Source organism: Marinimicrobium sp. UBA4509, assembly GCF_002388575.1.
Classification (GTDB): Bacteria; Pseudomonadota; Gammaproteobacteria; order Pseudomonadales; family Cellvibrionaceae; genus Marinimicrobium; species Marinimicrobium koreense.
In genome coordinates, this window is the sequence record NZ_DGMV01000031.1 from 46,665 (window position 1) to 59,902 (window position 13,238).

Below are 13,238 nucleotides of genomic sequence, written 5' to 3' on the forward strand. Positions count from 1 at the left end.
AATCCCTCAACCTCCAGCTGCTCGGATATTGGCTCACCGCCTGCGTCCATGAGCTTATGGATGCAATAGCGGGCACTCGCAGCGCCACGGCTAAATCCAAACAAATCAATAGCCAATTGCTTCAGCGTGGTGTCTTCGTCCGCACTCTGGAAAAGCTTCCTCAATTTTGACACCGCTTTCTCAATACCTTTTTTGACCTTCGCGTCTATACCGGTAGACCCTGTTCCCATTGCCAACCCTCTGCGATAATCGGCTTCCCGGTCTTCGGTGCCAGCGCCTTCAACATACAATTTGAGAGCATGCTGAAAAGGTTCAGGCGCCTTCTTGTCATCGACTTGCGCCTCCAACAGAGCGATATTGGACTTGCCATTGTTATAGCTTTGATAGGCCTTCAGCCCCACCCACTGATCGGCCAACGCCTGGTACACCTCAGTATTCTTCTCCCGCTCCTCCACATTGGTACGGTTATTGGCCGTCCCATCAAAAAACAACAGCAGCCGAACACTGATCTTTTTCTTGCCCTCGTCATCTTCATCGCCGCCGCTATTGGGCGGCTGGGGCACAAACACGCCCTCGCCTACCTGTGTCATATCGCTTCTCCTTTGCTGATTTCCATTGCCTTGGGGCGTTTCTCTACGATCAACGCACCGCGCAGGCCAGCATCGGATGAGCTGTACACCAAATGACTCTGCGCCCTGGTGTTTTTCAACAGATCAAATGCAGCCAGCGCCAGCAGCGAGGGGGCCGTGGCACTGCCCAGGTCGCCGTAATACTCGGAGGGGTGCACCAGCTGGACGTCATCGCCCAGCCGTTCCCAGCTGCGGGTCATGGCCACACCGTACTCCTTGGCCCAGTAACGTTCGCCGTTCATGCTGCTGTAAATACTGTGAATGGCCGGGCCGTTGTAGTCCGCCAGCGCCGCTTTGAATGCGGCGTCCAGCCCCTCGCCCCGATAGGGTTCGTCGCTGAACCAATGCCCGACTTCCCGCGCCAGGCCCGGCGGATGTACCACGATGATTTGTCCGTTCTCCTCCAGAGCCCTCGCCGGGTCTGCGGTCAGCACCACAAACGCCGCGCCCTCCCCCGGCGCGTAGCCATCGTTTGGGCCCAGGGTCAGCAGCCGATTCTGCTGTTCCGGTATGCGCAGGCGGGTGTAGTTATTGGGTGAATCGCTGGCCCCAATGACCATGCCTTGCGGGTAGGCCTCCGCCAGGTAGTCATAGCCGAAAGCCACAGCCTCCAGGCCCGCCGCACGACCCGTGTGCAGGCTTCGCAGTAATTCCGGCAGCAGCCAATCGTGGCCGGACAGGGCCAGGTTGGTTTTGAATTTATTCAGGGGAAGGCAATCGGCGCACAACTCGGGCTCGTTCATGGCCAGAATCAACGGCGCCTGCTCGGGAAAGGCGCCCTGCTCCGCCAACTGACCCAAAGCGTGAAGCGCCATTTTGATCGCATGGTCTTGCGGTTCGCTGTGAAAGTCTCCCTCATCCAGCGCCCAGCCCGGGTGGTCAAACACTTCATCGGGCACCGGCGCCAACCGGATGGGGTTGCCGCTATCATCGACAAAGCGGGAGAGGGTGTAGCGGTTAATACCGGCACCGGCTGCCGCCCAGACCATGGAAACGGAGCCACCAATGGCGTTTACCATGCCCATGCCGGAAAGATAGAGTTGTGGCGCGTCGTCCATATACGCATCGTCCTTGGTCAGACATTGGAACCAGACCGAAGTCTAATCAGCAGACCGAAAAGCCGCAAGTTAAGCGGAACTGACGGTTACCGTTTTGTGAATCGGCTCACAACGGTGGCGCGCGACATCAGGAAGCGCTTGATAACCATTTTCGGACAGGCCCAGAATCCAGACAGCCCAATCAACATGCCCGATCTGGACCACCGCCTCTTCCCTAATTCACACGCTTGCGCAGATTGTTCCGCACTTCCAAGGCATCGTAGCTGTCGACTTCGGTGGGGCGTACGCCCTTGCCCAGACGGATTTCCAGAATCACTTCCGACTCTGCCCTATTACCCGAATTGATCTCGGCGCCGAAAGTCGTGGAGGGACGGGAGCTTGTGGTGCAGCCGAGCAAGCCGCAGCGGCGCTCCACCTCCCGGGTGCGGCTTGCGCTTACTTGACTGCCTGACTCCCGCTTCTCACCATCGACTTGCCGGTCGGCAACAACAAACCAGTCGTAGTCCGCCATCAACGTTAGCTCGGCGGCGCGTAGCAGGGCGTAGTCCATGGCTTCAAACTGGGTGTCGCCGCGCATTTTGAACGATACACGGTACCGGTTATCGGCAATCTGGCTTTCCCGGTAGCCGTAGCCGCCGTCTGAGGCGGGCTGGTAAACCTCGGGTGCCGCACAGGCACTGATAAACAGAACCATCATCAAGGATGCTATTGGCTTTTTCATACATTACCTCCCGGTTTCCTGGTAAATGACTGGTGATGGCTATTGCTGCCAATCTCGCTCAATCAATTGTTTTTCCTGTTCCGGCTCAATGATGCCGCCGGCCATCATCTGATCGAGTGCGCTGTCCAGTAATGAGCCACCACTGGCGGTCTGATAGCTGCCGGGCTCCGTCGCCCGCTGACGAATGCTGGCCAACTCTTCCCAGCCGGCCTCGGTCTGTTGAGCTCGGCAGGCGATATTCTCCGACCGTTCGCCCGCGCCGGTTACCCGGTACTGCCGGCAGTGCTGCCCATCCCGATTAACAAAGGTGAGGCGGGGGGTAATTTCCCGTCCGTCGGGCAGAGCTTCGGTGGTGCCGCTGGGCAGCGTTTCCAGGCGCTCGGCGACCGGCTGAAATGCGTCGATTTGCGGACTTCCGACATTGTCGGTGACCTCGGCCAGTCCGAACCCGAACGCCAACGCAATAGCCGCCGCAATGCCGGTTTGCGCGTTCAGTGCCTGACGGGCCCGGCGCCAAAGGGGAAAGGCAATCACCTGCGCGGACTCGGGCTTAGCGTCATCTTCCGCCAGCATCTGTTGAATACCACTCGGCAATGGCCGTTCATCAATGGCGTGGGCCCGCTCGCTCACCAGTTTGTCCACGGCGCTCAGTTCCGCCAGGCGGTCTGCCAGTGCCGGATCTTCGGCCAACCGGACGCGAACCTGCTCCATTTCGGCCGGGGGCAGCTCGCCGTCCAGAAAGGCCGACAGGGTTTCATCGTTGATATTCATGAGCTGGTCCTCGCTACAGGTAAGTTCAGGCTTTCTATAAGAGCGGTTCGGGCACGAGCCAGGCGGCTCATCACGGTGCCCGGGGGTATTTCCAGCGTGGCGGCCGCCTCCTTGTAGGACAGGCCCTGGACGGCCACCAGCGACAGCACCAGACGCTGGTCGTCCGGCAACCTGTCCATGGCCCGGCTGACCTGATCGAGCTCAACTTCGCTCGCCATGGCCCGCTCTCCGTCGACAATTTCGCGCTCCTGCAATTGCGGCTGCAAGGTCGCTTCCTGGCGGACCTTCTGGGCGCGGTAACCGTCGATCCACAAATTCCGGCAAACCCGGAACAGCCATTTCGTCAATTCCACTCCTTCGGGTACAGTACGGTTCAGCGCCCGCTCTACCGTGCTCTGCAGCAGGTCGTCGGCCTCATCCATCGACCCGGTGAGCGAGTAGGCAAACCGCCTGAGCTGAGGCAATACCTCGGACAATTCGCTTTTCATAGACAGCACCTTTCTGTTGTACCCTGTTAACGGGCCAGCCGGGTTTTTTATTCCCGGCCCCAGGAATTTTTATCGGGTGAGGCCGTTATAGTAACAGGTACCCCACTAGCTCCTTCACCGGATATGCGATTATGAAAGCCAAACCCCGACCGACCCGGCTGCGCCCGCTGGTACTGTGCCTGCTGGGCCTCAGCACTGTCGCCCAGGCCCAACTGGGTTTGCCCTCCGCGGTGACCGACCGGGTGGACCGCTCCATTGATTCTGTAGAGCGCGTGCACCGGGATACCCTTCCCGCCGATGTCACCAGCGCCCTGGAGCGCCGACTCACGGCCGCTTTGCCGGAGCAACTGCCAGACACCCTGCGCCCACCGGCAGAACCCCTGGATGCCCTTCCGAGCCGCGTGCCGATACTGGACTCCCGGGGCGCCACCCTGTTTATGGACGTGGAAGTGGAGGACGGCTGGCGAGCCGTGCAGCACGAATGGCTGCTGATGCTCGCCCCCGGGGAACTGGCGTTGCTGGAACCCCTGAATGTTGAGATTCTGGAGCAGAAACGCCTACCGAAACTGGGGTTGGAGATGGTGCGCTTCCGGGTGCCGGCACGGCTGGACTCCTACGCCGCGCTACAAAACACCTTGCCGGCCGACCTGGCCGAACGGCTGGACCGAAATCACATCTACAATCCCCAGGCCGCCAACCCGTCATCGGAATCCGCCGAGCGACCGCGCAAGCCTCTGTGCGAACAGCCGGTGAAAGTCGGCATGGTCGATACCGCCATCGCCACCGAGCACCCAGGGCTGATCAACAGCCGCATCGTGGAACGGAACTTTTTACCAGACCCCGAGGGTACCGACGAAAAGGGCCCGCCCACCGGGCATGGCACGGCGGTAGCCGGACTGATGTTGGGGATCATTGACGAGACGCCGGCGCGGTTGCCGGGGGCGACGCTCTATAACGCCTCGGTATTCTACAGCCGCAACCAATACGCCCAGGGCGCCACCATGATGCATCTGGTGTCGGGTCTGGAATGGCTGATCGGGCAGGAAGTCAGCGTGATCAATATGAGCCTCACGGGGCCCGACAATCGCGTGCTCGCCACCGTAATGGAGCGTCTTACCGCTGGCGGTATCGCCGTAGTCGCGGCAGCGGGTAATGAAGGCCCGGCAGCCCCACCGCTTTACCCGGCGGCCTATAGTGGCGTGATCGCCAGTACCGCGGTAGATGCCGACGGGCAGGTGTATCGCTGGGCCAACCGTGGAGAGCATATCGATTTTGCCGGCCCCGGCGTGTCGGTACGCACCACCCGGGGCACGGGGGAGTTTGGTCATGAGAGCGGCACTTCCATGGCCGCTCCGACGGTGACCGCCCATGTGGCCTGTGCTTTGGCCAAGCAACTGGCCTCAAGTGGGAACGTGGTGCAATATCTGGCCGGGCAAGCGAAAGATCTTGGGGAGGCAGGCCGCGACCCGATTTTCGGTCACGGCCTGCTGCAATAACAGTAATCAGAACTCCACACTTAGCAGCGCCGATACGCCGGTTTCCCGGTAGTCCGCCGCATCAAAGTTCGAACGGTAGTTACCGTGCTCGACTTTGGTTTCCAGCGCCAGCCACTCCAGAAAACTGAGTGTCCAGATTGCTTCGACCACATGACTGCGGTCGTGCCGGGTGCCCGTGCCGGTTGGCGACATGGGGTCACCGGTTCCGGGCAGCCCTTCTCCGGTTTCATTATCGGTAACTGGCAGCGACTGCTCGTTGCCGTAATCCCGATCCTGGTAACGCCAGCCCAACTGAATCCTGCTTTCCTGACCGGCGATCGACCCTGTATGGGAATAGCGGGCCCGCAGTTTAAGCGCGGTATTGTCGAACGCCGGCGAGTAAGCTTCTTCCTCTTGGCGGCTAACGCCCAATGACCAGAAAGTGCGTGCATCATTGAAAAAGTAATACACATCGCCGGCCAGCTCCTCACCATCGGCATTGCGATCGCGGTTGTTCTCGAACCGCTTTTCGCTCTCGGTGTAGGCACCGCGAACATAAACACCCGAACTAAAAAGTTTGGCAGCATAAAAGCTGTCCTTGGTCAGATCCAGCAAGGGCTCGGACGCGAGCTCGGCGTCCGCGACGTGTCGACTCAGACCCCAGGTAATGCCCGCCAGATCAATGGCACCATCAAGCGAAGCGATACCCAGGTCCTGGTCGAATTCGCTGACCTCGTGGTATCGACGCGAGGACAGGCTGTAACTGCCTTTCAGGGTAATACGCTCGGTCGGATAAAGCTCACCACCGACCCGGCCGTAAAACACATTTGCCCAGTCGCCCTGGTTAGATGTCTGGTCCAGCGACGCAACCGACAGCGTCGAATCATAGGCACCGCCAGCGTGGAGCTTCACATTGAAATCAGCCTTGTTATTCGACGCCTCATCGTTTTGAGCACAAGCGGTAACACTGGACAAAGCGGCGGCAAGGGTCAGTGCCATTCGGGGTAGTGTATTCATATTCATGGGAATGACTCCGTAAAAAAACACCGGTCGGGCCGAGGCCCACCGGTGCCAATGAACAAGGGATATTAGCGAGTGATATTGGCGTTCAGTGCCTGATTGACGGAGGCTTCAACGGCCCCGGCCGCTTCAGTGGTCACCTGGTCGGCCACCGCCGCACTCACCTGTTGGGCCACTTCCGCATCCACCGCGGTCGCCGCTGCCGAGCTCACGGAATTGGACACCTCATTGCTCACCGTTTGGCTGACTTCGGCGGCCACATCGGCGCCAGCCTCTGCGGCAACACTGGCCGACTCCACCGCCGAAGCGGCTTGCGTCTCAACCTGGGTGCGGACGTCCGAAGCGGTATCAATGCCACTCTGAACGGTAGCCTCAGCAACGTCCTGCGCCTGTTCCACACGGCTCTGTGCGTCTTCACGCGCGGAGACCGCTGTGTTCAGCCCGGCTTCGGCCCGCCCCTCAGCACTTTGTGACGCTGACGTAGTGACCTCACCAGCACCTTCCACTAGGGCGCGGGACTCGCCCGCCAGGTTGGTAGTGCTATCTGAGGTGTCGTCGGCACCGTCGTTGATAGAATTTCCGGTGTCGACTACCTCAGTCTCCGTTTCAGCCGATTCATCCTGAGTGGACGACTCTTCGCGCTGCAGGCTCTCCGCTCCAGAACCACCCGCATTGCCGCGGGCGCCCACAGACGAACGATTCTGCCGACCCTGTTCGCCCGCTGGCTCACTGGCTTCACGAGCCCCGGACGTCTGCATCTGGGCGTTAGCGCGAGCGTCAGCCTCGGCATCAGCATTGATGGATTGGGCCGAACTTGGCAGAGCCAGAACAGAAGCGATGGCGAGTACAAGTGTTGATTTTTTCATGACTAAGACCTCCTACTGATTGGGTTTCAATCAGTTAACGTCTCAGCAGTAGATTTATTCCTTCGACATACGACTTGGCCGCCGCCTCGGCGTCAAGCCGGCCGAGAGGGACTGATGTACCTGCTCGATACCAATAGCATCTCGGAATTCCGCAAAGCGGCCAGCGGCTAAAGGGAATCACCTTCTCCTTCCAACGCCCGTATTTGGTCCAGCTCATTCTCAGTCAGAGCTTTGTAGCCTCTCAGAAACGGCCAACCGTACCCCCAGCGAAACTCCGTGGGCAGAAAGGGGGTGCCCCCGACCCTGACCCCAGCCAGCATAAGCATTGCGATTTCAGGCTCCCCGACATCGGCAACGCAACGCTTGAGTTCATTATCCGCGTCAAGACGATCCCGATAGGTGCCGCCTATCCAATAGGCATAATCGTGGGCAATGCAGCAGGATAACCAGAGTTCGTTATTCTGGACTGTGCCGTCCGGAAAGGAACTGCACCCATCGGTTTCAAAAGGCTGAAGGTCGCCGGCAACGGCACCAAGCGGAAGAAACAGTAGCGTTGCCAGAACTCTTTTCATCACACCCAACGCTGACTCGCTACCGGCGGCACTCATAGCTATCGGCAGACGTCTTGTCACCGCCAATATAGTGCGGGTGCATTGGATAGGCGCAGAGCTTGCGGTTGCCGGGCTCCGGGTTTTCGCGCGAAGCGATGATACCCTCCGGCGCTTCGCCGTTTTCCACCCAATCGACGACCGCGCTCAGCAAATCGAAGGAATCATAAGTATTGGCCCCACCGGCGCAATGGCCCATGCCGGGCACATGATAGTAACGGCTGGCATCGCTCCAGTCTTCATTGGCTTCGCCGGCCCGCTGATAAAACTCGAGCGTGTCGTAGGCCGAGAACCAGGCGTCGCTGACGCCGTGATAGAACAGGATTTTTCCACCCCGATGGAGAAAAGTGGAAAAGTTGGTCCAACCGTAGCTATCGGTGCGCGACTGCATCGGGTCATTGCGCAGCTGTGCATCTTCGGCATCAATATCAATTGCGGTCTGCTGGGCGCTGGCGCCGGGAGAGAAGAAATTCTCACCCGGAATATAAGTCATATTCCCCTCGATCATGCCGGTATCGACCGGAAAAGCGGGATAGATCTCGTAGCCGGCACTGTTGACCAGCGGCGCAAAGGCCTTGTCGAGCGCGTCCGCTTGCGCCGGTGAGATACACGAATCGTCGCCCTCTTCCTCGCAGACGAGCAGGCTGGGATCGAAGTCGCAACCACGGACATTGGCGACCACCCCGTCTTCAAGGCCATCCAGGCCGTCGCATTGCGCCAATAGCCCATCATGCACCGCGCGGCGTTCTGCCGGAGAAAAAGCGCGGCCAACCTGCGGATTGCCCTCGTCGTCACGGGGCGCTATTTCGTTAAAGGCCACCACCGCCTTACGCAGGGCGAAATTTGAGTTTCCTGTGCGCATGGCCGGCGCACCGACCACGGCACCATCGAACAGCATGGGATAGCGCTGCGCGGCCAGCATGCTCTCGCGCCCGCCGGTCGAGCAGCCGGAAATATAGGTATGATGCGCGGCCCGCCCGTAATGGGCCTTCACAATCTCCTCGCCCAGTTCGGTGACCTTGGCCACGGATTGTCCGGAAAAATCGAGCGCGGCCTGCTGATCGGCCATAAAGGACGCATCGAAACCGTGCTCGCCCTTGTGTCCACCATCGGTGGAAATCACCGCAAAACCCCGCGCCAAAGCTGGCTTATCACCAGCCGCATTGCCGCCCAGCGGCGGATGCACTGTGCCATTCAGCCCGCCGCCACCCTGAAACAGGAACCGACCGTTCCAGTCCGCCGGCATGGCCAGCGCGAAACCAAGGCCATAGGTCTTGCCGTCCGCTCCTGTGCGTTCGTTGCTGATGCCTTCGACATAACAATGAGTGGGCAGCTCCACCGAAGTGCTACCGGGACCGGCTCCGAAGCTGAAGGAGCCGGCTGGCTTTTCCTCGGAGCGGGTGATTTCGGTGTTCGCCATTTCAAGTCCGGTCAATGCTGTGCAGGCATTGTTAGCCACTGCGGCATCGCCGTCGGAAAGATCGTGCGTCCCACATCCTGCAACGGCCAAAGCCGCCAACCCAATTGTCAATCGGTTCATCATTTTCGTTCCTTTTATCGCTGCCCCAACAGCCGAGGCAAATGAGTTATAGCAATTCAAGTAAGGGTAGATGTATCTTCACCGTTCGAAGATACAGAATGTCCTCTACCCCATCTTCAACCCCTGCAAATCCCTCGGCGTAGCCCCCAAATCCCTCCAATTCTCGGGATGGCAGGAAAACAATAGCACCTGGTGTCGGCGGGCGGCGTCGAACAGGATGCGTTTCATCTGGTCCAGGCGCTGAGCGTCGCTGTGGACCAGGGCGTCGTCCAGGATGATGAGTGTGGGCTTGCCAGCTTCGCGCAGCAGGTCGGCGTAGGCCAGGCGGCTGATCAGGCCCATTTGTTCCCTTGCGCCGTAGCTGAGTGATGGCAGGTCGCCCTGCTCTTCTCCCGTGCCTTGAGGGCGCGTGAGGGTGGTGGGCATGAGGTTTTCATCCACACTCAGGTGGGCTTGGGGAAACAGCAGTTTCAGGTAGTGGTTCAGGTGTTTTTGCAGGGGCGCCTGCAGCTGACGGGTCAGGGCCTGACGTTTGTCTTTGAGCAGGTTGAGTAACAGGTCCAGCGCCTGGGCACGTCGGGCCAGTTCATCCCGGCGTTGGGCCAGGCGTTGGTTGATCTGCGCCTCTTCATCGCGTTTTTCTTCCAGGCCCTGGGCGCCCTGCTCTTCCAGTCGGACTTGCAGGTCGCGGATGCTTTGGGCCCTGTCCCGCGCTTGGGTTTCCATGGCGTTCGCGGACTTTGTAAAGCGTTCGATATCCTGCTCAAGCACCTCGGGTTGTTCGGCATCAATTTTCTTTTGTCGGGCGTCGATGGCGGTGGTGAGCTGATGCTCACGGGCTTTGAGGTCGGTCAGCTCCTTATTGGCCTGCTCTTCGCGGGCTTTGCGATCCGGCGCCTGAAGTTGGGCGTTGAGCTTATCCCATTCGGCGTGGGCGTTGGTGCTCTTTTGCTCTGCCAGGCCCTCTTGTTGTTGGTGTTGAGTGAGCGCGTCTTCGGCTCGTTTCAGTTCCGCGCGGGCGGCTTCCAGTTCCGCCTCAGCGTTTTCTTCCGAGGGCACGTCCGTTTGTGCTTCGGGCACTTCTGCCAGCTGTACGCGTAGCGCTTCCAGGCGGGCGTCGTCCTGCTCGGCGGCCGAGCGCAGGGCGTCCACGCCTTTGGGGGCGAGGGCGTCCAGTCGTACTTGCTCGCGTTCGATGGCTTGTGCGAGCCTCTGATTGTCGGCGGCACGTTGCTCGCCTTCCTCCAGACTGGCGACGCCGAGGCGTCGCAACAAACTGCTCTGCTCGGCTTGTAGGGTTTCCTGCTGACGCTGGAGGTCGGCGACGTCAGTGCCGCCGGGCTGAATGCTCAAGCGCCCGACACCGGGGATGCGCAGTTCGGTGGCCTCGACCAACAGGGTTTCACCCTCACCGGTGACCGTCTCTTCGCCGATGGTGATGGACTGTTCCGTTTCCAGCTCGTAGTTCAACCGGGTCGCGAGGGCTTTCTGTCGGATGATCAATTCCGCCAGGGCCTGCTCGATGCGCTTCAGTTGGGCCAATGCGGTTGGGTCCATGTCTTTGGCGGGCTGTTCCGCATGCAGTTTCTTTAAGGCCGCATGCCGTTCGGTGGCCTGCTTGAGTGTATCCGCTTGTTGGCTTTGGCGTTCGGCCAATTGGTCGACCTGTTGTTGCAGCCGGGCGCGTTCCGCCTGGTGACGGGCTTGCTCACGTCGGGCTCGGGCCTGCTCGTAAGTTTGCTGGGCGTCGGCCCGGCGTTTTTCCAATTGGGGCCGGCGGTCGCGGCATTCCTGCCACTGTGCGTCGGCCTTGGCTTTTTCTTCGGCGCGTTGGGTCAGTTGGTACTGCTGGTTTTCAAAGTCTTTGAGTTGCTGGCGATACACCGACTGGCTTTGGCGGCAGCTGTCCAGGACTTGCTGGTCCTGTCGCTGTTCGCTCTGCCAGCGTTGGACTTCGCTCAGTTGGGTTTTTGCGGCGTCGGCTTTTTTACGCTGCTCTTCCCAAGGGCGGACGGCATCAATGGTCTGTTTTTGTTCGATCAATGAGCCTAACTGATCCACCTGTTGGCGGTACTGTTCGACGGACTGGTTCAGGGCCTCAAGGCGTTCCTGACTGTGCCGGTAATCCTCCAACACTTTTTTGTAGTCTTTGGTTTCCTTGCCGGTGCTGGTCAGCAATTCGGCACGCTCTTTTTCCACTCGGGCGATCAGCTCGTCGCCGCCGCTGCTGGCCACTTCGCCCAGGCTCTGGCCCAGCGCCGATTGCAGGTGTTCCCCGGCGTGGTTGACCGGGCCCTGAATGTCCTGCACCGCGCCCTGCTCTACCCACAACAGGCCGGGAATGCCCCAGTGCTCGGCTTTGCTCGCGCCGCGCCCGGGGAATTGGTAGCCAAGCATCTCGGCCAGTTTTTCCTCTGCCTCTTCACCGCTGAAGTGTTGGCTGCCGACTTTGAGGTCGCAGCGCTTTTTGCCAAGGAAGCGTTTGTTGAGCGTCCAGTGCTCGCCCTGCCAGTCGAACTCCAGTTCGATTTCGGGGGTGGCCGAGGTGTCGCCCCAGGGCTGCAGGTCGTCCACGCTGCTGGATTTGTAGCGCTCGAAAAAGGCGGCGCGAATGGCGCGCACCAGGGTGCTTTTGCCGGACTCGTTGGGGCCGACAAACAGGTTGATGCCGTCGGTGAGATCGCGGATTTCCAGGGGCTGGCGGAACTGTTTGAGTTGGTCGAGACGCAGACGGGTCAACTTCATTGGGCGCTCTCCACCTGTTCGCTCTCGGAAGTCGTGCCATTTTCACGCAGCATGCCGGCCAGTATCGCCAGGGCCGTGCGGGCGGTATCGGCTTCCTCGCCCTGGCCTTCCTGCCGCTCGCGCAGCTCGCCAATAACCTCGCCCACGTAACCGTCCGCGTGCAGTGCGGCGATGTCCTCCTCGGTGGGTATCAGGTTCAGGCCGGACAGGTGAGATTGAAAGCTGCGGTGACGGGCCTCGGCTCCACCGAGGTAGTGCAACAGCGTCTGGTGACCGGACAGGTCCACTTCGCCGTCCACCGTCAGGTCCACTACCGAACGCGGCGGCAGGGCGTCCAGCTCGGCGATTAGCCGATCCAGATCGCTGGCCACGGCCAGGGTGCCCTGGTGCTTTATCCATTGGAACTGGCCGGTTGTGTGGGGCTGCACCTGGGGCTCGGCGCCGGGCTGCTCAATATCGACGATCAATGCCTGGCCGGCGCCGTTGTCCTTGAACCGCTCCTGCTCAGGCGTGCCGCTGTAACGCGTGCGGGCGTCGATGGTTTTGTAGCCATGCCAGTCCCCCAGGGCCAAATAGTCCAACCGGGCGGTGGCGGCCCGGTCGGCGGCAATGGGGTTGGTGGAGTCGATTTCCTCGGCCAGCTGGCCTTCGACGCTGCCGTGGGCGAGGCCGATGCGCGGCAGGCCGTCTGGAGTATCGGCACGGTCGAACCACTCGGTGAGGTCGTTGTAGGTCTGCCGTTGGGTCAGGGGCGCGGGCAGCACGGCGAAGCCCAGGTCCTGATAGACACGGACTTCCGGTGTCAGGAGCAGATCGACGTTGTCCGGCACGGCACTCAGGCGCTGGGCGTGAGTCCAGACGCTTTCCGCCAGGGCGGCGTCGTGGTTGCCGGGGAGGAGCAGCCAGGGGCCGGTAAAGCCGGCCATGGCCTGAAAGGTGCGGTGGATGGTCCGGTCCGATAAGTTCTGGGCATCGAACACATCCCCGGCGACCAGGACGGCATCGACGGCCTGCTCGGTGGCCAGCGCGGCCAGCGTCTCAATGGCGGTAAAGCGGGCGTCCGCCAGGATTGAGGCGTCTTCTTCGGCGAAGCGGCTGTATTGGCGGCCGATCTGCCAGTCGGCGGTGTGGAGAAAGCGGGGCATGGGGCCGGGTCCTTTCTGCTTGGTTCGATCATAGAGGGAGGGAGTCTACCGAATTTAAGCGTTGAGCGGCACCGTGTGGGTGGCTTAGGACTCGAGAGCGGTGGATGACGGCCTCCGGCCTTATCCACCCTAACTGCTGGGCTACAGAACTTGGGTGGTTTTAGGGCGGGGG

12 protein-coding genes and 1 pseudogene are annotated in these 13,238 nt (G+C 60.5%); 1 reads left to right on the plus strand and 12 read right to left on the minus strand.

All coding sequences use genetic code 11. The features are described from left to right. The 5 genes from B3520_RS03945 to B3520_RS03965 all read right to left on the minus strand — a co-directional run. Nucleotides 1-590, minus strand: a 590-nt coding sequence (locus B3520_RS03945; protein WP_286875459.1) for a phospholipase effector Tle1 domain-containing protein, incomplete at its 3' end; no start/stop codon positions are given. Then, nucleotides 587-1,687 (minus strand): hypothetical protein, encoded by a 1,101-nt coding sequence (locus B3520_RS03950; protein WP_286804563.1) that lies wholly within the window; start codon nucleotides 1,685-1,687, stop codon nucleotides 587-589. The genes B3520_RS03950 and B3520_RS03945, both read right to left, overlap by 4 nt. A gap of 214 nt (nucleotides 1,688-1,901) precedes the next feature. Next, complete coding sequence (locus B3520_RS03955; RefSeq protein ID WP_286804564.1) at nucleotides 1,902-2,408, minus strand: CC0125/CC1285 family lipoprotein; 507 nt, start codon at nucleotides 2,406-2,408, stop codon at nucleotides 1,902-1,904. Nucleotides 2,409-2,447: 39 nt separating this feature from the next. Further along, nucleotides 2,448-3,179, minus strand: a complete 732-nt coding sequence (locus B3520_RS03960) for an anti-sigma factor family protein (protein ID WP_286804565.1) — start codon at nucleotides 3,177-3,179, stop codon at nucleotides 2,448-2,450. Continuing rightward, the gene (locus tag B3520_RS03965; RefSeq protein ID WP_286804566.1) at nucleotides 3,176-3,667 is read right to left on the minus strand and encodes an RNA polymerase sigma factor; all 492 of its coding nucleotides are present in this window, start codon (nucleotides 3,665-3,667) and stop codon (nucleotides 3,176-3,178) included. Before B3520_RS03965 ends, B3520_RS03960 begins: the two co-directional genes overlap by 4 nt. Before the next feature lie 131 nt (nucleotides 3,668-3,798). Between B3520_RS03965 and B3520_RS03970 the strand changes: the two genes are divergently transcribed. Continuing rightward, the gene (locus tag B3520_RS03970) at nucleotides 3,799-5,163 is read left to right on the plus strand and encodes a S8 family serine peptidase (protein ID WP_286875460.1); all 1,365 of its coding nucleotides are present in this window, start codon (nucleotides 3,799-3,801) and stop codon (nucleotides 5,161-5,163) included. A gap of 6 nt (nucleotides 5,164-5,169) precedes the next feature. On the opposite strand, the gene B3520_RS03975 is transcribed toward B3520_RS03970, so the two are convergent. The 7 genes and pseudogenes from B3520_RS03975 to B3520_RS04000 form a co-directional block, all read right to left on the minus strand. After that, nucleotides 5,170-6,165 (minus strand): hypothetical protein, encoded by a 996-nt coding sequence (locus B3520_RS03975; RefSeq protein ID WP_286804569.1) that lies wholly within the window; start codon nucleotides 6,163-6,165, stop codon nucleotides 5,170-5,172. A gap of 65 nt (nucleotides 6,166-6,230) precedes the next feature. Beyond that, a complete protein-coding gene (locus B3520_RS03980; RefSeq protein ID WP_286804570.1) occupies nucleotides 6,231-7,028 on the minus strand; it encodes a hypothetical protein in 798 nt (265 codons plus the stop codon). Nucleotides 7,029-7,195: 167 nt separating this feature from the next. Beyond that, the gene (locus B3520_RS03985; protein WP_286804571.1) at nucleotides 7,196-7,600 is read right to left on the minus strand and encodes an FAD-binding oxidoreductase; all 405 of its coding nucleotides are present in this window, start codon (nucleotides 7,598-7,600) and stop codon (nucleotides 7,196-7,198) included. A gap of 19 nt (nucleotides 7,601-7,619) precedes the next feature. Next, on the minus strand, nucleotides 7,620-8,144 hold the full coding sequence (locus B3520_RS17485) for a tannase/feruloyl esterase family alpha/beta hydrolase (RefSeq protein ID WP_414673667.1): 525 nt from the start codon (nucleotides 8,142-8,144) through the stop codon (nucleotides 7,620-7,622). After that, nucleotides 8,130-9,179 (minus strand): annotated as a pseudogene (locus B3520_RS03990) (DUF6351 family protein); the annotation flags it as partial. The gene B3520_RS17485 and the pseudogene B3520_RS03990, both read right to left, overlap by 15 nt. A 102-nt stretch (nucleotides 9,180-9,281) precedes the next feature. After that, nucleotides 9,282-11,921: an AAA family ATPase gene (locus B3520_RS03995; protein ID WP_286804573.1), complete on the minus strand. Its 2,640-nt coding sequence runs from the start codon at nucleotides 11,919-11,921 to the stop codon at nucleotides 9,282-9,284. Then, nucleotides 11,918-13,066: a metallophosphoesterase family protein gene (locus tag B3520_RS04000; RefSeq protein ID WP_286804574.1), complete on the minus strand. Its 1,149-nt coding sequence runs from the start codon at nucleotides 13,064-13,066 to the stop codon at nucleotides 11,918-11,920. The genes B3520_RS03995 and B3520_RS04000 overlap by 4 nt, the downstream gene beginning before the upstream one ends. Nucleotides 13,067-13,238: the final 172 nt, after the last annotated feature.

Coding starts and splice junctions, on each gene's coding strand:
- B3520_RS03950 (WP_286804563.1), bottom strand. CDS start 1,687: ATGGACGACGCGCCACAACTCTATCTTTCCGGCATGGGCATGGTAAAC.
- B3520_RS03955 (WP_286804564.1), bottom strand. CDS start 2,408: ATGAAAAAGCCAATAGCATCCTTGATGATGGTTCTGTTTATCAGTGCC.
- B3520_RS03960 (WP_286804565.1), bottom strand. CDS start 3,179: ATGAATATCAACGATGAAACCCTGTCGGCCTTTCTGGACGGCGAGCTG.
- B3520_RS03965 (WP_286804566.1), bottom strand. CDS start 3,667: ATGAAAAGCGAATTGTCCGAGGTATTGCCTCAGCTCAGGCGGTTTGCC.
- B3520_RS03970 (WP_286875460.1), top strand. CDS start 3,799: ATGAAAGCCAAACCCCGACCGACCCGGCTGCGCCCGCTGGTACTGTGC.
- B3520_RS03975 (WP_286804569.1), bottom strand. CDS start 6,165: ATGAATATGAATACACTACCCCGAATGGCACTGACCCTTGCCGCCGCT.
- B3520_RS03980 (WP_286804570.1), bottom strand. CDS start 7,028: ATGAAAAAATCAACACTTGTACTCGCCATCGCTTCTGTTCTGGCTCTG.
- B3520_RS03985 (WP_286804571.1), bottom strand. CDS start 7,600: ATGAAAAGAGTTCTGGCAACGCTACTGTTTCTTCCGCTTGGTGCCGTT.
- B3520_RS17485 (WP_414673667.1), bottom strand. CDS start 8,144: ATGATCGAGGGGAATATGACTTATATTCCGGGTGAGAATTTCTTCTCT.
- B3520_RS03995 (WP_286804573.1), bottom strand. CDS start 11,921: ATGAAGTTGACCCGTCTGCGTCTCGACCAACTCAAACAGTTCCGCCAG.
- B3520_RS04000 (WP_286804574.1), bottom strand. CDS start 13,066: ATGCCCCGCTTTCTCCACACCGCCGACTGGCAGATCGGCCGCCAATAC.